This window comes from Aquidulcibacter paucihalophilus (assembly GCF_002105465.1).
Taxonomy (GTDB): Bacteria; Pseudomonadota; Alphaproteobacteria; order Caulobacterales; family Aquidulcibacteraceae; genus Aquidulcibacter; species Aquidulcibacter paucihalophilus.
In genome coordinates this window covers 1-17,880 of sequence record NZ_NCSQ01000147.1, presented here as the reverse complement: position 1 = coordinate 17,880, position 17,880 = coordinate 1, and the positions used below count along the sequence as shown (strand labels likewise).

At 53.4% G+C, this 17,880-nt stretch carries 12 protein-coding genes; all 12 read left to right on the top strand.

Translation table 11 applies throughout. The features are described from left to right. The first annotated feature begins 95 nt into the window (after positions 1–95). Complete coding sequence (locus tag B7364_RS09815) at positions 96–2,534, top strand: hybrid sensor histidine kinase/response regulator (RefSeq protein WP_085339829.1); 2,439 nt, start codon at positions 96–98, stop codon at positions 2,532–2,534. 263 nt (positions 2,535–2,797) lie between these two features. Next, positions 2,798–5,605, top strand: coding sequence for a hypothetical protein (locus B7364_RS09810; protein WP_085339828.1), 2,808 nt, complete (start codon positions 2,798–2,800; stop codon positions 5,603–5,605). Between the two features lie 99 nt (positions 5,606–5,704). Next, positions 5,705–8,317 carry a TonB-dependent receptor domain-containing protein gene (locus tag B7364_RS09805; protein WP_198534177.1) on the top strand — a complete coding sequence of 871 codons (2,613 nt, stop codon included), beginning with the start codon at positions 5,705–5,707 and terminating at the stop codon, positions 8,315–8,317. 113 nt (positions 8,318–8,430) lie between these two features. After that, positions 8,431–9,201: a lytic transglycosylase domain-containing protein gene (locus B7364_RS09800; RefSeq protein WP_085339826.1), complete on the top strand. Its 771-nt coding sequence runs from the start codon at positions 8,431–8,433 to the stop codon at positions 9,199–9,201. Between the two features lie 28 nt (positions 9,202–9,229). Continuing rightward, complete coding sequence (locus tag B7364_RS09795) at positions 9,230–9,550, top strand: TrbC/VirB2 family protein (protein WP_085339831.1); 321 nt, start codon at positions 9,230–9,232, stop codon at positions 9,548–9,550. 9 nt (positions 9,551–9,559) lie between these two features. Further along, positions 9,560–9,844 carry a type IV secretion system protein VirB3 gene (locus B7364_RS09790; RefSeq protein WP_085339825.1) on the top strand — a complete coding sequence of 95 codons (285 nt, stop codon included), beginning with the start codon at positions 9,560–9,562 and terminating at the stop codon, positions 9,842–9,844. An 18-nt stretch (positions 9,845–9,862) separates the two neighbouring features. Next, the gene (locus B7364_RS09785) at positions 9,863–12,298 is read left to right on the top strand and encodes a VirB4 family type IV secretion/conjugal transfer ATPase (RefSeq protein ID WP_085339824.1); all 2,436 of its coding nucleotides are present in this window, start codon (positions 9,863–9,865) and stop codon (positions 12,296–12,298) included. Beyond that, positions 12,295–13,683, top strand: coding sequence for a type IV secretion system protein (locus tag B7364_RS09780; protein WP_085339822.1), 1,389 nt, complete (start codon positions 12,295–12,297; stop codon positions 13,681–13,683). The genes B7364_RS09785 and B7364_RS09780 overlap by 4 nt, the downstream gene beginning before the upstream one ends. After that, positions 13,680–14,636 carry a virB8 family protein gene (locus B7364_RS09775; protein ID WP_085339821.1) on the top strand — a complete coding sequence of 319 codons (957 nt, stop codon included), beginning with the start codon at positions 13,680–13,682 and terminating at the stop codon, positions 14,634–14,636. Before B7364_RS09780 ends, B7364_RS09775 begins: the two co-directional genes overlap by 4 nt. Next, positions 14,633–15,481, top strand: coding sequence for a TrbG/VirB9 family P-type conjugative transfer protein (locus tag B7364_RS09770; protein ID WP_085339820.1), 849 nt, complete (start codon positions 14,633–14,635; stop codon positions 15,479–15,481). The genes B7364_RS09775 and B7364_RS09770 overlap by 4 nt, the downstream gene beginning before the upstream one ends. Continuing rightward, positions 15,478–16,734: a TrbI/VirB10 family protein gene (locus tag B7364_RS09765; protein ID WP_085339819.1), complete on the top strand. Its 1,257-nt coding sequence runs from the start codon at positions 15,478–15,480 to the stop codon at positions 16,732–16,734. Before B7364_RS09770 ends, B7364_RS09765 begins: the two co-directional genes overlap by 4 nt. Next, positions 16,731–17,738 (top strand): P-type DNA transfer ATPase VirB11, encoded by a 1,008-nt coding sequence (virB11, locus tag B7364_RS09760; RefSeq protein ID WP_085339818.1) that lies wholly within the window; start codon positions 16,731–16,733, stop codon positions 17,736–17,738. Before B7364_RS09765 ends, virB11 begins: the two co-directional genes overlap by 4 nt. The last annotated feature ends 142 nt before the right edge of the window (positions 17,739–17,880 follow it).

Sequence of the window (17,880 nt, the reverse complement as noted above, 5' to 3'; positions counted from 1 at the left end):
TCAACAGCCTCAAAGCGAGCAGTTTTTGCGGGTGTCCAGCTAGCATTGCCTTTGATCGGTATTTAAAGAGCTTCTCAAGCAAGCGGCTTGGCCGAATGAAGGCGATTCAAGAGCCGGGACAATTATTGGCGGCTGCCCGTAAAGCAGAAGATCAATTGATTTTTGTCCTGATAGCGCGTTGCGGCCTCGCTTGGGTTCCTTCCGTCGCAATTCTGATGGCCAGCCAGCCATCTGGTCTTAGTTACGCGGCGGCTGCAATCATGCTGGCTGCCAGCACGAATGTGTTCATTGCCCAAACCAACTCCCGTTTACGGATTATGGTGCTTGGCACATGGCCGATTTGGGCAGGCCTTTTAGGCTTTGGCTTATGGTTGGCGTTGCAGCCAGATGGCCTAGTTCTGGCGACCGTTACTGGAGCCTATTTTTGCTGCATGCTGTGGTTTGCGCGCTACCTCAGTCAAGGGCAGGCGCGTTTGCACACACTGCTCGTTGAAAAGGACAGTCACGCACAACAATTGGCAACTGCTCTCGAACGCCGCGACCGCGATGCTCATATGTTTGATCTCTTGGAGAGCGATCTCCCGATCGGGTTCTTCGACTTCGATGGGAAATCAAAAACTCTTTTTTGGTCGCCAGGTACATTTCGCGCTTACGGACGTCAGCCGAATACGGGTGTGCCTAGCGCTCGAGAGCAACTCATGCAGGTTGCACCGGAATTTCGTGATGAAGCAAAGGAAAACATTCTTCGCTTCAATCAGGTGGCTGGTGTGCACAAATTTGTTATGCCCATCGTTGGAATGGACGGGGTAACGCGGCAAGTTGCCTCCATCGTTCACACAGTCCTCGACGAAGAAGGCCGCGTGTCGCAGATTTTTGGCATGGTTGACGATCAGACGGAGCTTCGGACGCTGCTAACCCGTGCTGAACAGCTGGAAAATCGTCTGGAGACCGCTTTGTTGAGCGGTTCTTCCATGGTCTGGGATTTAGAACAGCCCGGGCACAAGATTACGGGCTTTGGGGCGGTTGAGCATTTCTTGCGGCCCGATCAAGATCGTAACGGCGATCTGATGGCCTCTTTTACACAGAATATCCTCGAAGAAGATCATGATCTCGTTCATCGAGTGACGCGGCAGGCCTACCTTGAAGGTCGTCCGCAAACGGTGGATTTCCGCTTTTCACTCGATGGCGTCACAACGCGACATGGCCGCTCAATCGTCAGTGTTTTTGGCCGCCCCGCATCGGGCGCTGGAACAATCCGGTCGTTTGTAACCGATATCACCGACGACGTTGCTCGCCGGGAAGCATTGGATCAAGCGCGTGCAAATGCTGAGCTTGCAAACATGGCCAAGAGCTCGTTCCTTGCCAACATGAGTCACGAGATACGAACGCCCTTGAATGGGATTGTGGCCATTGCCGGCGCTTTATCTCAAAGCGAACTTTCTGATTCCCAGCGTGAAATGGTCGATCTTGTTCGTCAGTCTGGTGTTTCGCTGGAGCGTGTTCTGAATGATATTCTCGATCTCGCGCGCGTGGAGTCAGGTCGCCTTGAAATTGAGGCGACACCATTCAGGTTATCGGATCTGATCTCGGGGACATGCGCGCTTTTTGCTGTCCGCGCTGACGATAAAGGGCTGAAGTTCTCGCAGCCTTGTCTGGAATCTGATCATACTTGGCTAGTCGGGGATGCGGTCCGCATTAGGCAAATTCTAGCAAATTTCCTATCGAACGCGATTAAGTTTACAGCCGCTGGGTCTGTAAAACTTGCCGTCGATATGATTCCCGCGGACACCAGCGCCTGCCGTCAGATGCGCCTGACGATTTCGGTGACGGATACAGGGCCGGGCATTGAGTCCCAGGATCTCGCGCGCTTGTTTAATCGTTTCGAGCAGATTGATGCATCTATTACCCGGGCACATGGTGGCTCAGGCTTGGGACTGGCTATTTGCCAATCTTTGGCCCAATTGATGGGCGGTACGGTTCGTGCGGAGTCGGAAGTCGGTGGTGGATCGACTTTTTATTTGGAATTGACTCTACCTCTTGCCGAGGCTCCAAGCACACCAATAGCGGGACATCGGGATTCATCTCGAGAAGGATTGAGCGAAGCAGTTCCAGACCGACTACGCATTTTGGCCGTTGATGACCACCCGACCAATCGTCGAGTGTTGCAATTGATCTTAGAACCCTTGGGGGTTGAGTTGACGTTGTGCGAAGACGGTCAACAAGCATTAGATGCTGCCCAACAGGAAGAATTTGACCTCGTTCTGATGGATCTGCAGATGCCTGTGATGGACGGCCTGACCGCGACGCGCATTTTGCGCGCCCGTGAACAGGCCGGTCATCGGCCGCGTATACCCATTATCGCTGTTTCGGCGAATGCAATGGCGCACCATAAGGCCGAAGCCTTTGAAGCAGGTGCGGACCTGCACATCGCAAAGCCGTTTACGCCCGAGACGTTGATCTCTGGGATTGATGAGGCTTTGGCGATTGTGGGGCAATCCGCCACCCAACCAAATAAGACTGTCAAGGCGTCCTGAAGCAGGCGTCATTTTCATCTGTCCACGGATTTCTGGACTGGCGGAATTGTGGCCTTCATTTCCGGTGTTTTGACTTGGCTGCAACAAATCAGTCACACTCAATTTACAATTCTGTCACAGCGACTTTGTGAGACTGTCACATCCAAGGATTAGGGAACCCCAGCACGAGCAGAATTGCGCCTACTTTCAAGAAATGTACGCCTATTTGGGCTTTTTCTAATGATTGAGTTGAGGGCGGCGCAGAGGCCAGTGAGGGGATTAGAATGAAATTTATCGCAAGTCGCGGAACTTTGGTGGCCGCTTTGGCGCTTTTCATAGGTGCATGTTCGCAAGGTGGAAGTATCCAATCACCTGGTTCAACTTTTGTGGGCGATCTCCCTGGCGGTACTGGTGGTGGTGGAACGGGCGGCACCGGCAGCGGCGCGACTTGTCCGCTCGGCACCACGATCGGAACCGCAATTGGTACGACTACGGTTTGTAATCTCACTGGCGAAGTTCTGACAAATCTTACGCTTCCACGCATCACCGGCGTGGCCTATCGTCTGGTCGGGCGCGTCGATGTTGGTCGCGATTTGGGTGCGGCAGGGAACGCGGCAACAGGCGTTGCTGCGACACTCACAATAGAGCCCGGTGTGACCATCTTTGGCGACGAAGCTTCTGACCTACTAATTATCAATCGCGGCAGCCGAATCAACGCTGTAGGGACTCCAAGCCAGCCCATCGTGTTCACAGGTAGAGAAGATATCGCTGGTACCGCAAATGCCGATACATCCAATCGTTTGTGGGGTGGTCTCATCCTGCTTGGCCGTGCACCAATCCGCGGCTGTTCTACCGCTGTCGCTCAGGGTACATTGGAATGTCAGAATGCGGTTGAAGGCATTACCGCGGCAACAGGCCGTCAAGCGCTCTACGGTGGCTCAACGCCCGCGGACACAAGTGGCACTATGCGCTACATTCAGATCCGTTACCCAGGCGAGTTCTTATCATCGGCGGCAGCTGGCGACGATTTGAACGGTTTAACATTGGGCGGAGTTGGTTCGGCAACCGATATCAGCTTCTTACAAGTCCACAACTCTGGTGACGACGGCATCGAAGTTTTCGGTGGCACGGTAAACATGAAAAACATGGTTATCACTGGCGCACTCGACGACAGTCTTGACTTTGATGAAGGTTGGACCGGTGCCGTCCAGTTTCTAGTAATCAAACAAACACCAAACGCTGGTGGGCCTGACCGTCTTTTTGAAGGAAGCAACCGCACGGTTGCTAGCCTTGCTGGCACGCTGAATACAAATCCAACCATTGCAAATTTCACGGCCGTCGGTGTTCGTACAAACAGTGCGGGCGCAAATATCCAAGGTATTGTACTGAACAATACAGGTGGCACTCCCGGTGCATCCGGGCGCTTCTTGAATGGGGTGGTAACCGGCAGCAATACGTGTGCAGTTGCAAGTGCTGCCAATAGTGTGCGCTTCGACTCTATGTTGTTCGACTGCCCAGGCACTTTGGATTCGGTTGCAGCAGCCGCCCTTTCCAGTGGCTCCAATAACGTCTCCAATGTGACGACGACTTTGAGCGCATCGTTGCTGCCCGGTCCGAACGAGTTGGCCCGCACAGCCCTCAATCCACCCGGTGTAAATTCTTTCTTCGAAGCAGCTAACTATGTTGGCGCTTTCCCAGCCACGGCGACGGCAACGTCAAACTGGGCTTCGGGTTGGACAATCCAGCTACTTCCGGCAGCAGCCTGCCCCAGTGGAACTGTTGAGCAGGGCACCATCGCTGGTCAACGCAATTGCGTCATCAGTGGCGTTATCGGAAGTGGCACGATCCCGGCCAATCTCCGTTTAACGGCTGGCAATATCTACCAGATTTCGGGTCGAGTAGATGTGGGCTTTGACCGCGGTGCAAGCCTGAACTCCGGAACGGCTGCAAGCTTGACGATTGATCCCGGCGTTCGCCTTTATGGTTCTACCTCGGCTGATGTTTTGATTGTGAACCGAGGCTCACAAATCTTTATCAATGGCACACCCCAGGCGCCAGTTATTATGACTTCACGCAATGACGTTGCGGGCACGCAAACGGATAAGGCACGGGCAAGTCGGGAATGGGCTGGCCTTATCGTGCTAGGCGCGGCGCCTATTCGTGGTTGCTCAACGGCTGTGGCTCAAGGCAGTGTTGATTGCCAAAACGCCGTTGAAGGCATTACCGCAGCAACAGGTCGTCAGGCTTTGTATGGTGGGGCCACGTCGGCGGACAACAGCGGCCGGATTGCCTATCTACAAATCCGCTACCCAGGTGCCTTCCTGACTTCGGCTGCCGCAGGCGACGACTTGAACGGTTTGACTTTAGGTGGTGTTGGTTCAGCTACGGAAGTCAACAACATCCAAATCCACAACTCTGGAGATGATGGCATTGAAATCTTTGGAGGCACAGTAAATCTTCGAAACTGGGTTGTCACAGGTGCTCTCGATGACTCGCTTGACTTTGACGAGGGTTGGGTTGGCAAGGCGCAGTTTGGCATTGTTCTTCAGGCCTTGACGGCCACCGGTGGGCCAGATCGTATGATTGAAGGCAGCAATCGTACTGTCGCCAGCTTGACTGGTACGCTGAATACCAACCCAATCATTGCCAACTTCACCTTTGTTGGTGTCCCACAAAATGATGCTTCTGCTGGTTTGACTGGCATCATCTTGAACAACACTGGCGGCACGCCGGGTGGCTCTGCTCGCCTTCTTAATGGCGTGGTCACGGGTTCAACAACATGCTTAAACTTCGAAACGGCGAATACCAGCCCAGCACCACAGCTCGACTCGATCTTGTCTAGTTGTTCAGGGGGGTATGGAGCGGTTGCTACAGCGCGCTTAAACGCAGGCTCAAACAATTCCACAGGCACAGCTGCGACCTTGACCAGCCGCTTTATCAATGGGTCGGCAGAATCGGGTCGCGCCGTGGTCAATCCAACTACGGTCGACCCATTCTTCTCCACGACGAACTACATAGGGGCGGTTCGCGATGCTGCTGACTTATGGTGGTCTTCTTGGACTTGTAGTCTAGCCGCAGGTTCATCCTGTTAAATCCAATCGACCGGTGCGGCAGGGTTTCCTTGCCGCACCGATTGGCTTCTGCTCTGGCCAGCTTGGCCCCCTTCCTAGTCTTCCTAAAGGCCGTCCGACATGATCATTTCCGCCCGTCTGCGCAGAATTCTGTTGCTTACTAGTATTTTTGTATTGCCATCATTGATGCCCAGTTTTGCCAGCGCTCAAGCCGCCCCGGCTCAGCCGATTTCTGCCCCTGCTGCAAGTGATGAACCCGAAGAAAATGTCGAAGTAGTTGTTGTTCGCGGTCGGTTTATTCCTGAGCCTCAACGCGTAACTTCAGAAGTTGCAAACTTCTTATCAGCAGCTGATCTCGCACGAACGGGCGATGATAATGCCGCAGCCGCGCTGACTCGCCTAACCGGTCTGTCTGTTGTTTCTGGTCGTTTCGTTTACGTGCGTGGCTTGGGTGACCGCTATTCGTCAGCCTTGCTTAACGGCTCCCCATTGCCAAGCCCCGAACCACTGCGCCGCCAAGTGCCACTGGACCTCTTTCCATCTAATATTCTGAACGGTGCCACAGTACAAAAGACTTTCTCGCCAAACTATCCCGGCGAATTCGGTGGCGGCGTCATTGACCTGCGGACTTTGAAAACCCCAAATGAAGACTTCCTAACCCTAAAGGTCGGCACCGGTTATAATTCTGAGACCACTGGCAAAACTGGCCTTGTTTATGAAGGCCATCGAATGGACTGGACTGGGGTTGACACTGACCTCCGTCGTCTTCCTCAGCCAGTCCGAGATGCAGTTGCTTCCGGTAAGCGCATAAATGATACTAACTTTACGCCTCAGCAGCTTGAATTCATTGGCGAGAGTTTCATCAATTCACCCTTGTCGGTCATTCAAAGCGAAAGGACCCGCCCTGATTTTGATGCAGAGATAACTGCAGGTCGCAGCCTAGACTTCAATGACGCCACCATAGGCCTAGTTGGTGTCTTTGGCTATAAAAGCGGTTTCAAGACCCAAGAAGCTCTGCGTCAGGATGTTGTATCCGACACGGTCGAGGCCGAAGGCACCAATTTATCGTCAACTTGGGACATTGTGATAAATGGTTTTGGTAGTGCCAGCGCCAATTGGAGCGACAATCGTATTGGCTTAACCGGTCTTTTGGTGCGGAGCACATCAAAAAAAGCACAAGTTGAGGTCGGGACGGATACCAACCTTCCAAGTGGTCAATCCTATCGCACTGAAGGCACAGCTTGGTACGAGCGCGAGCTTGCCTCAGCCCAGCTTTCTGGTGAACACAAGCTGGGTGGCGTGGAGTTGCAGTGGCGTGGCTCGATAGGTCAATCTACCCGTAAGGCACCTTATGAGCGCGATATCTCGTACACTGTGGTCAACGGAGTTACAGCATTTAATGGGGCTTCACTCGGCAATGCGATCCGTTTTTCGGAACTAAAGGATGAGGTTTCTAGCTTTGGATTTGATGCGAAATACATTCTAAAGCTCGCGAAGGGGCGAGAGGTTGAGCTTTCTGGTGGGACGGTCGCGTCCAAAACTGACCGCAATTACGAGCTGATTTCCTTCGCATTTACGGGTCCACGCGGTCCAACGTCCAATAACGTCTTGCGATCAAGGGTTGATTTTTTGTTTTCGCCGGACAACATCGATCCTGCACGCTTTGTAATCAGCGAGCAGACTGGTAAAGATGATGCGTATGTTGGTAGCCTCGAAAACATGGCCGCCTATCTCGCCTCAGAGTTTGAACTTACCTCCTTCATCCGCGCTTCAATTGGTGTGCGCTATGAGGATGCCACGCAAAAAGTGCGGACTACCAACCGATTTGGCGATACGCCGACAGCTCCCGTTGAACTGGCTAATGATTATTTGCTGCCAGCGGCCACGATCACGTGGAACTTCGCAGACGAATTACAGATGCGGTTAGGATACTCAAAGACCATCGCACGTCCGCAGTTCCGTGAGTTGGCGTTTACACCCTACATCGACCCAGAATCCAATCGAATTTATCAAGGCAATCCATTCCTCAAAGATAGTGAGTTTGAGAACTTTGATGCGCGTCTGGAATATTATTTTGGTCGCGGCCAATTCGTCACTGCAGGCGCTTTCTACAAGAAGATCGACAATCCAATTGAAGAAGTCATCGTACGCCTGGAGCGCTCTTTTACCCGCTTCATCAATGCGCCTGAAGCAACCTTGTATGGCTTAGAATTGGAGTATCGCGCCAATTTCGAAATGCCGTTCAAGATGTCCTTTCTTCAAGATGCTAAGTGGAATTTTGCCGCTAACTACACCTACACCCACTCTGAGGTAAATGCGCCAACAGGGTCAAATGTGATTAGCCCAATCGATTTCCGTTCGATTTCCGCTTCGCAATTCGGTTTGGATGGCAGCGAGTTGCAAGGAACCCCCAAGAACATTGCCAATTTGCAACTGGGCTATGAAACCGACGGTCAGCAATTGACTCTGTTGATTGGTTGGGTTGACGAGCGTATCGCGCGTCGCGGTTTGGGTTCGGTTCCATCCGTTATTGAAAATCCAGGGACGAACATCGATTTGGTTTACAAACGCGATTTCACCATTGGAAAAGTCGACTATACTTTTGGTATCAGCGGTCGCAATTTGCTCGCTGAAGACAATCAGGAATTCCAAATCTCAAAGCTTGGTCGCACCGAATCAAACACCTACAAGAGAGGTCGGTCGATCTCGCTGAGTTTGACTGTCCGGCACTGATTTTGAAGTCCAAAGTTACCGAATCACTTTGCGATTTCCCTGCATTCTATGGCCACTCCGTATGATGATTTACGTGCGTTGGAACTTGGAATAGGCCTCAAGTACGGGGGAAAATGGGATTTGGGCATGGATCTGGTCAAAACTGCGGTGAGCAACTGAGGGCAAAACGAGGCAACCCTCGACAAACAAACCGTTTCAGACAAAACTCGCTGATCCAAGCGCTTGGCATGCACATGATCTATAAAGTGAAATCGACAATGAGGCACGGAGCTTGGCAAGCATTTGTCTGGCTTGCTGTAGCTTGTTCTTGTTTGTGTACTGGTCAAGCTCGAGCGGATGTTATTGAAGTTGGAGCCAACGGCACGGCGACAGTCTATGCTGGGCCAACTTTGTTTCTGGGCAATACAACGAGGCCCGTACTGAAAACTGAAGCAAAAGCCTCGCCGGCCGCGCCTAGCACCTTTGCCCCCGTTAAGCTGGTCGAACCTGCCTATCCATTGAGGCTGCACCCAACCTTGGATGCATACTTAACGGAAGCGGCTACAAAATATGGCGTGGACCCAATCTTGGTCAGAGCCGTGGCTTGGCAAGAGTCGCGGTTTCGGGATTCCGCAGTCTCCCCAAAGGGAGCGATTGGTGTGATGCAGCTAATGCCCGCGACAGCTTCTTGGCTGGGTGTAAATCCTCACGATCCACGTGAGAATATCTTTGGCGGTGTCGCCTACCTCAGTACATTACTTGAGCGCTTTGGAGGTGATGTGCGCCTTGCGCTTGCCGCTTATAATGCTGGCCCCGAAGCGGTTGCCCGCCATCGTGGAATTCCACCCTATCGTGAAACCCAAAACTATGTGAAGGCCATCTCAGAGCGGCTTTCGATCCGCTAGTACATTTGGAAGCTTGAGGAAGATGTCGATGACAGAAGTACACAAGGCGCTCTTGGCGCTAACCTCCATCTGGGCGATTTTTTGGGCTGGTCCAGCCCTAGCGCAGTCGGCCAATCTGGATCCCGCAGGCTCGGGTGTCATTCTAGGTGCGGTGAATTGGGTTCAGGGCACCCTTCTAGGCGCGGTCGCGACCGCGGTTGCGGTGATCGCTGTGGCTGGATGTGGGTTCATGATGCTAACAGGTCGAATGAACTGGCGGCATGGCGGTATGGTTATCCTTGGATGCTTTATCCTCTTCGGGTCCGCCGCCATTGTCGGGGGTATCCGCAGCGCTGCACAAGGGTTTTAGGAGGCGACTATGGCGCAGCTCGAGCGCGATCCAGTTTTTGCCGCTCTGACACGCCCGCAGATGTTTGCCGGGGTGACATACACTTGGTTCATTCTTAACGGCATCATTACGGCCGAAGTCTTTTTGGTCACAAAGTCGGTATGGGCGTTGGTTGCTGCTGTTGTTTTGCATTTGGTTGGGGTGATCGCAGCGCGAGATGAGCCACGCTTCCTCGACTTATGGATCACGCGGATGATCAGCTCGCCCCGCGTCGCAAATTTTGCCTTCTGGCGCTGTAACTCGTACCGACCGTAAGGGGTGTTTGAAGCTTAAATGGCAGGACAACGCGCCCATCAAAAGCGTTTGGCTACTTTGGCCGAGATAGCTCACCGAGAAGCCCCTGCGGGCGCTCGCCTGCCTTATGCTCGCCATGTTGATGACACGACAATTGAAACCCGCGATGGCATGTTGCTTCAAGTCATTAAGCTGGACGGGTTAGCCTTCGAGACGGCAGATACCGAGGATCTCAACTACCGCAAAGCGATACGGGACACGATGTTGCGTTCCATTGCGCATGCACGCTTTGCTGTGGTCCACCATGTTGTGCGAAGCCCAGTTAAACCATCGCTTGACGCAGATTTTCCGGATGCATTCTCCCGTGAGGTAGACCAACAATGGTCGGCCCGTCTCGACGGTCGAGCCATGTTCATCAACGATCTTTTCTTGACGATTGTGCGTCGCCCGGCTGTTGGTCGGTCAGGCTTAATCGATAAGACAATGGAGCTCTTTCGAGGTACATCAGCCCAAGCCATTGCTGCTGAGCGTGCGCGCGACATGCGAGAATTGGATACCGCTCGAGATGCCTTAATGGGATCCCTTTCGCCCTATGGCGCACGCGTTTTGTCAGTTTACGACAGCCGCCATGGCCCCTGTTCAGAGCCGTTGGAGTTTTTGTCTGGCCTCTACAATGGAGAGCTACGGCCTGTGCTCTTGCCTGACACAGATCTTGGTTTTCATATCCCGTACCGACGGATCAGCTTTGGTCTCGAAACCTTTGAACTTCACGCGGCCCCCGGACTGCCCCGACAATTTGGAACGATGATTTCGATCAAGGATTATCCGTCTCACACGGCACCGGGAATGTTGGATGATTTAATGCGTCTGCCAGTCGAGATGACTGTCACCGAAAGTTTTGCATTTGTAGATCGACAAGTCGCCCTTGACCGCATGAATCTTGCGCTTCGTCGGATGCGTGCGGCGGATGACGATGCCATAAGTTTGCGTCGTGACTTATCTATTGCCAAAGACGATGTCTCAGCCGGGCGATCTGCTTTTGGCGAGCACCATATGAGTGTGTGCATCAAAGCAGCAACGCAAGCTCAGCTTGATCAAGCCGCAGCCGATGTCCAGGCTGCCTTTACAGAAGAAGGCATTATTTCGGTCCGAGAGGACGTGAATCTTGAACCAGCATTCTGGGCGCAGTTTCCTGGGAACTTCAAAGATATTGCCCGTAGGGCTTTAGTCTCGACGGGAAATTTTGCTGGCCTGGCCAGTTTTCACAATTTTCCGATTGGTCAAGAGGATCACAATGTTTGGGGTCAAGCTGTCACTGTTTTGGAAACGACTTCGGCAACCCCTTATTACTTCAATTTCCACAAGAATGATTTAGGCAACTTCACAATTATTGGGCCATCTGGATCCGGCAAGACAGTCGTGTTGAATTTCCTTTTGACGCAGGCGCGCAAGTTTGATCCGCGCATTGTGTTGTTTGATAAGGACCGCGGTGCCGAAATCTTTATTCGTGCCATTGGCGGCCGATACGAGACCCTACGTCATGGCAACCCATCTGGCTTAAACCCATTGACATTGCCCGACACGCCAACCAATCGTGCCTTTGTTACGGAGTGGCTATCGCGGTTAGTGAGTGTTGATGGCGAGAAATTGACTGTTGATGAACAGGCCCAGATTGCTGACGCTGTAGCTGCCAATTTTGACCAAGCGCCACAGTACCGGCGACTGCGTTATGTTGCTGAGTTGCTTGCTGGTGTCCGTAGGCCGGTTCCCGGTGATCTCGCGTCGAGGCTAGAGCCTTGGATTCATGATGGCGTGCGCGCCTGGCTTTTCGATAACGAAGAAGACCGTTTAGATTTATCGACCCGTACTCTTGGCGTTGACATGACGGCGATCTTGGACGACCCCGCCCTGCGCACACCGGCGATGATGTATTTGTTTCATTGCGTGGAACAACGCCTAGACGGTACACCCGCGATTCTCGTGGTTGATGAAGGCTGGAAAGCATTGGATGATCCAGTCTTTGTGGCTCGAATTCGGGATTGGGAAAAGACCATACGTAAGCGTAATGGCATCGTAGGTTTTGCGACTCAAAGTGCATCAGACGCTTTGTCCAGTCAAATTGCCTCCGCCATTATCGAGCAAGCCGCTACCCAGATCTTTATGCCGAACCCAAAGGCGCAGGAAGACGAATATTGTCGCGGGTTTGGTCTTACCTTGCACGAGTTGGATTTGATCCGCGCTTTGCCAGATACATCACGCTGCTTTGTCATTAAGCACGGCACTGACAGTGTTGTAGCCCGTCTCAACCTTGACGGAATGCCTGATGTGTTGACCGTACTCTCTGGTCGAGAGTCGACAGTTCGCCGTCTAGATGCGCTTCGCGCCGAGCATGGGGATGATCCCGCCATCTGGTTGCCGCTCTTGACTGCAAGCGTCCATCCAGCTCGTGATTCGAACCGAGGGGGGCGGCGATGATTGGTCAATGTTCCGCCCCACGCGCAGATTTAGGGTTAGTTCGCGGCCTACTCGATACGGTTGATTGTAATATCCGGGAGGGTGTTCAGGGCGGCTACACTGCCTTTTTTGGCCCAGGTTCCATGCTGGGTTCTGTCATTACGGTTTTACTGACCATTTATGTCGCATTGTTGGGCTTCCGTCTCCTGACGGGCCGCACTGATTTGCGCGTTGGCGACCTGCCAATGATTGCAATCAAGCTGGGCGCTGTCGTAATGCTGACCACGTCTTGGGCTAGTTATCAAAGTTTGGTGTTTTCCTTGCTATTCGATGGGCCTGCGGAAATCGCCAATAGTCTCTTGGCGAACATGCCCCTGCCGCAGACTACAGGTCCAAGCGATATATTTGCGCGGTTGCAATATACATTTGATCAATTGACCCAATCAGCAAGTGCGATGGCGCTTGTGAGCGATATTCCTGGTCAAGGCCCAAATGTAGCTGGTGCCTCATTGAACGCGGGAAGTTTCGTCCTACAAGCAGCACCAGGGACCGATCCAGAGAGTCTAAAGGGCTTGGCACCTGTCATTCAAATGCGTTCGGCCTTGCAAGGTGGGCCAGCCTTTGGCGCCACAGCTCTTTGGCTTTCGGCAATTACATTGCTGGTCTCAACTTTGGGACTCTTAATTCTAGCAAAGTTGATGTTAGGCCTTCTGTTGGCCCTAGGGCCATTGTTTGTTGGCCTCCTGCTTTTTGAGAGCACAAAAGGGTTCTTTGAGGGGTGGTTGCGAACGGCTTTGGGTTTTGCGCTTGTACCTTTGGCTACGGTTGTCTTCATGGCAGGCCTTTTGGCTTCCCTCGAGCCAAGTTTACAGGGGCTGGCTGTAGCGCGGGCCGAAAGTCGCTATGACTTGCAGCCGATTTTGACTGTCATGGTCATTATTCTAACATTTACGGCTGTTTTTGGGAGCGTGATTGGTCTCTGCACCCGTCTCGTAGCCGGATTTCGTTTGCCTGTAGCTAAGTCGCGCGAGCCCGACCCATATTTGGTCAGCCAAAGCGAGGGCGGGCGCCAGGGTTTCGCGGCCGATAGTCCAACGGAGGCAAGCCGTGCATCGCGTCTAGCCGCAGTTGTTTCAGGCGGTGTAGCCGGGCCGAGCAGTGATCGACGCGATGCCCGCCTCGCCGCGGCCGTGTCTGGAGGTGGCCAGGTTTCAACCACTTTTGACCGGCGAACGGAACTTGTCGCTGGCGGAGGCGGTGATGTTTTGCGCGGAGATTACTCCGTCCGTTTGGGGCAGAATGGTCGCAAGCGCAGTAACCCAACCCGTCCAAGTCGCCCCCGCGAAAGCATGTTTGCTCAATCCCCATCAAAACTAAGCCTATCGGCAACTGGAAAAGCACCATGACCGGCCCCCAAGCTGATCCATCCCGTACCCCGCCCGGTTTGCCGCCCAACGGAGTTGCTGCCCGCGCCCATTATTATGAGGCGGCCAGCACGTGGGCCCAGGATACCCATGCCACGTTGCGGCGATCGCAGCGCATTGCTTGGATTGTGGCAGGGATTGCAGTTGGTATCGCCGCTATTCAAGCTGTCGCCCTAGTGGTCCTAGTGCCGCTTAAGCAAACTATGCCTTACACGATCACCGTTGATCGTGAGACCGGCTATGTTCAGACCACGCGCGGTGTCAATCTTGGCAATTTGAGCGAAACTGAAGCCGTCGCTCAGTCCTTTGTTGTACAATATGTATTGGCACGGGAAACTTTTGACGTTGCTGATTATCGCGAGCAGTATCGAAAAACGCTAGCATGGTCCCAGGGTGCTGCAGAGACGGAGTATTTGCGGGATTGGGACAAGTCTAATCCGAACGGTATTCAAAGCCGCGTGAGCCCGAATACTCGCATTCAAGTTACCGTTAAAAGTGTGACCATTTTGGGCCCACGTTCCGCCATGATCCGGTTTGATACTGAGCGCTCTGAGGGCGGGGGGCCCGGGATGCGTCAGCCCTGGGTGGCTTCCGTTGTCTACAGTTTCTCAGGTAAACCCATTAACGAGCAGGATCGCTATCTCAATCCCCTTGGCTTCCAGATTTCGAGTTATCGACGCGATGCCGAAACGACCCAACCTGTTCCTATGCCCGCTGCTCCAATGCCTATGGCCCCGGCTCCAGCCGTTGCACCCCTGCCAACGCCTGGTTTGACAACCTTGCCAGTTACCGGAACGCCCGGCCCCGGAGGGTCTTCTGCGGCAGCCACGACGCCTGCTAAAGCTACCGGGCAGCCATCAGCACACACTGTGCCCACAGCGCAGCCGCAGTCCAAAACCGGAAATCCAAATGGTGAGGAGTTCCCCGCCCAATGACGCGCTTTAAGCCACGCTGGAACATCTGTTTGGCTGTCGTGTTTGCAACGCTGGCGATAGGTGTTGAGCCTGTGCGGGCCCAAATGCGAGAAGTACCGATTCCAGGAGCGGTTGATCCTCGCGTTCAAACCGTCTTGTTTAAGGAAGATAGCGTTGTCTCTTTGCGCGGTCACTATGGCTATCAGATGATGATTGAGTTTGGGGCAGATGAGCGCATTGAAAATGTCTCGATTGGTGACTCACTTGCATGGCAAGTCACCCCAAATCGCCGTGCCGATACGCTATTTGTGAAGCCTATTGAATTTGATGCTGCGACAAATATGTCGGTGATTACTTCCAAGCGCCGATATACGTTCCAATTAAGTGCAGAAGAGCCAACCGGTCCCGGTGATCCAAACATTATTTATCGTGTGAAGTTTACGTATCCGCCGGAGCCTGCCCCGCTGGAGCCGAAAGACATAGTGCCGCAGCCGTCCGCAAATTCTAATCAAAATTATTCCGTCTCTGGTAGCACCCGAAATGTACCTTCCAGAGTTTTTGACGATGGTCAGCGCACCTATCTGGAATGGCCAGCGGGTGCCGCCACCCCAGCGGTCTTTGCACTAGGTGCAGACGGCTCTGAATCCTTAGTCAACTTCATCATGCGCGGCAATGTCATGGTGGTGGAACATGTTGGCCCAGCATTTATTCTTCGCAATGGCATCGACCAGACTATCGTAAGTAACGATTCTTGGCAGGAACCAGACCCTGGTCCAAACGCGCCGGCTATGCGACCATCTAGCCGAAATAAGCCAAAATCTCGTGGTTTATTTGGCTTCGGCGCATCCAGGGAGGCGAAGCCATGAGTCCAACCAACGCGAGCTCACCCGAGCTGCTTGATTCTTTAACGGCCAGCTCACCTGGATCAGAACAGACTAGTGAGCCTGCATTGTCAGAACTGATTGTGGATGCCACGCCTGCTGTTGCCTATCCAGACCGGCCATGGGTGGTGATTGCAGGTGTCGTCGGTGCCCTTGCGCTTGGAACGATTGTGTTCACAACCATGGTTTCCGCCCAAAAGCGCGCCGGGGCGGGGGATGTGCTTCCAACACGGGACGCAAAAAATGACGGTAATCTCGGGCAAAGCATTCCGGAGCCGCCGATGCTTTTCGCCCAGGCCGCTCCCCAGCCCATTGCTCCACCTCAACCTGTAGTACCGGAAAATCCCATTGCAAACGAGGCTGTGCCTCCTCCCCAGCCATGGACGCCCTTGCCGCCGCCGCCGCCGCCTGTGCGCGATGTCTATCGCCCAATGCCAGCTGCGCCCCCCCCGGAACCGGCCTCTAGAACTGGAGCAGATTTAACTCAGCGCATGCGTTCGCCTGCACTGATCGTTGACCTCGTTCCCGCTGGCGCAGCGGCTGAGGCCGCAGCTAACGCGGCCGCCACGATTAGCGGCGGTGGCGGCGACAATGATGCCTTTGCGGCTCGGGTGAGCTCAGGCGAAGTTCCTGCAGCGCGGGCTGGGACGCTACGCAATCCAAAGACAACTGTGCCGCAAGGTGCCCTTATCGCAGCAGTATTGGAAACGGCGATAAACTCGGACTTGCCCGGCTTCGTGCGCGCTGTAGTCAGTCGAGATGTTTTGAGTTTCGATGGAACGCGCGTCTTAATTCCCCGGGGGTCACGATTGGTTGGTCAGTATCGTTCAGAAGTGGCTCTAGGCCAGTCGCGTGCATTTGTGGTTTGGACTCGTCTGTTGCGTCCAGATGGCGTTTCAATCCAGCTCGCGTCACCAGGTACCGATCCGTTAGGTCGGGCTGGCCTAGATGGCAAAGTTGATCGACACTATTTGCAGCGTTATGGTCCTGGATTGTTATCCACGGCCATTAGTGCCGCTTTGAGCAACACAAATTCCAACCAGTTGGTCATTGGGACAGCTCAAACTATTCCCAGTGCAGTTTCTTCTGGTGAAACGATCAAGCCGACGGTTACAGTGAAGCAAGGAACTGCGATCCAAGTCTTTGTCGCGCGCGACCTCGATTTCTCATTGAACCCAACTTCACCGTCTTTAGGGGCTGTTCCAGTTGTTGATACACCATCTGGAAACAGGCCATGAGTGGGCCTCACAGCGCACCTCAGGTTTTGGGGGGCGTTTACCTCTCTGCGTTCTTGGAGCCACTTTCAGGTTGGCTCAGTCGACCGGACGTGACTGATATTCTTGTGAACCGACCCGGAGAAGTTTGGGTTGAAAGTGTCACGGGAGGTATTGTGCGTCATGAAGCCCCAGACGTCACCCAGATAAACTTGACGCGGTTGGCTGCACAGATTGCCCGGATTTCCAAGCAAGGTATCAGCCGCGAGCACCCATTGCTGTCTGCTAGCTTACCAACGGGCGAGAGAATTCAGATTGTGCTTCCACCTGCGACACGCGGCGAAGTTGCGTTAGCAATACGGAAGCACGTGCTGACAGACCTTACTTTAGATGACTATGTTTCCGCAGGTGCCCTTTCCCACATCGTCGGTGCGGGCGGCACGAAAGCGTCTTTTGATCCTGACAAAGAGCTTAAGGCCAGTCTGGCCCATGGAGATGTGACGGCTTTTCTGCGTCTGGCTGTTCAGCAAAAGCGGAATATCGTTGTCTCCGGTGGAACAGGTACGGGGAAGACAACTTTCCTGAATGCTCTTTTGAAAGAAGTTAGTTTAGAAGAGCGCTTAATCCTAATTGAAGATGCCGCCGAAATTCGATTGGTTCACGAAAATGCGGTGGGACTTGTTGCGGTAAAGGGTCAAACCGGTGAAGCACGCGTCGACGTGGATGATCTCTTGCAATCCGCCCTTCGGATGCGGCCAGACCGCATCATTGTCGGTGAATTGCGCGGGAAGGAGGCTTTCACATTCCTGCGGGCCATAAACACTGGCCATCCCGGTTCAGTGACTACCTTGCACGCTGACACTCCAGATGGAGCCTTAGAGCAATTGGCGCTAATGGCGCTGCAAACTGGCACTGCGATGACCCACGCTGACATCCTAGCCTATGTGCGCAGTGTCGTAGACGTCATAGTTCAATTGGAGCGTAACCAAGGTCGACGACAAGTACGTGAGATTCGTCTCTTGCGATAGATCGATATAGCCAAAGTTTAATTTCTAGATACGTTTCTCTTAAACCGACCCCCTTAAGTAAAAATTTGCCAATAAACTACACGCTTCTTTATAATATTTCGGGCTAGGCCGTGTGGACAAAGTATCTGATCCAGAGGCGTGT

Coding starts and splice junctions, on each gene's coding strand:
- B7364_RS09815 (WP_085339829.1), top strand. CDS start 96: ATGAAGGCGATTCAAGAGCCGGGACAATTATTGGCGGCTGCCCGTAAA.
- B7364_RS09810 (WP_085339828.1), top strand. CDS start 2,798: ATGAAATTTATCGCAAGTCGCGGAACTTTGGTGGCCGCTTTGGCGCTT.
- B7364_RS09805 (WP_198534177.1), top strand. CDS start 5,705: ATGATCATTTCCGCCCGTCTGCGCAGAATTCTGTTGCTTACTAGTATT.
- B7364_RS09800 (WP_085339826.1), top strand. CDS start 8,431: ATGGGATTTGGGCATGGATCTGGTCAAAACTGCGGTGAGCAACTGAGG.
- B7364_RS09795 (WP_085339831.1), top strand. CDS start 9,230: ATGACAGAAGTACACAAGGCGCTCTTGGCGCTAACCTCCATCTGGGCG.
- B7364_RS09790 (WP_085339825.1), top strand. CDS start 9,560: ATGGCGCAGCTCGAGCGCGATCCAGTTTTTGCCGCTCTGACACGCCCG.
- B7364_RS09785 (WP_085339824.1), top strand. CDS start 9,863: ATGGCAGGACAACGCGCCCATCAAAAGCGTTTGGCTACTTTGGCCGAG.
- B7364_RS09780 (WP_085339822.1), top strand. CDS start 12,295: ATGATTGGTCAATGTTCCGCCCCACGCGCAGATTTAGGGTTAGTTCGC.
- B7364_RS09775 (WP_085339821.1), top strand. CDS start 13,680: ATGACCGGCCCCCAAGCTGATCCATCCCGTACCCCGCCCGGTTTGCCG.
- B7364_RS09770 (WP_085339820.1), top strand. CDS start 14,633: ATGACGCGCTTTAAGCCACGCTGGAACATCTGTTTGGCTGTCGTGTTT.
- B7364_RS09765 (WP_085339819.1), top strand. CDS start 15,478: ATGAGTCCAACCAACGCGAGCTCACCCGAGCTGCTTGATTCTTTAACG.
- virB11 (WP_085339818.1), top strand. CDS start 16,731: ATGAGTGGGCCTCACAGCGCACCTCAGGTTTTGGGGGGCGTTTACCTC.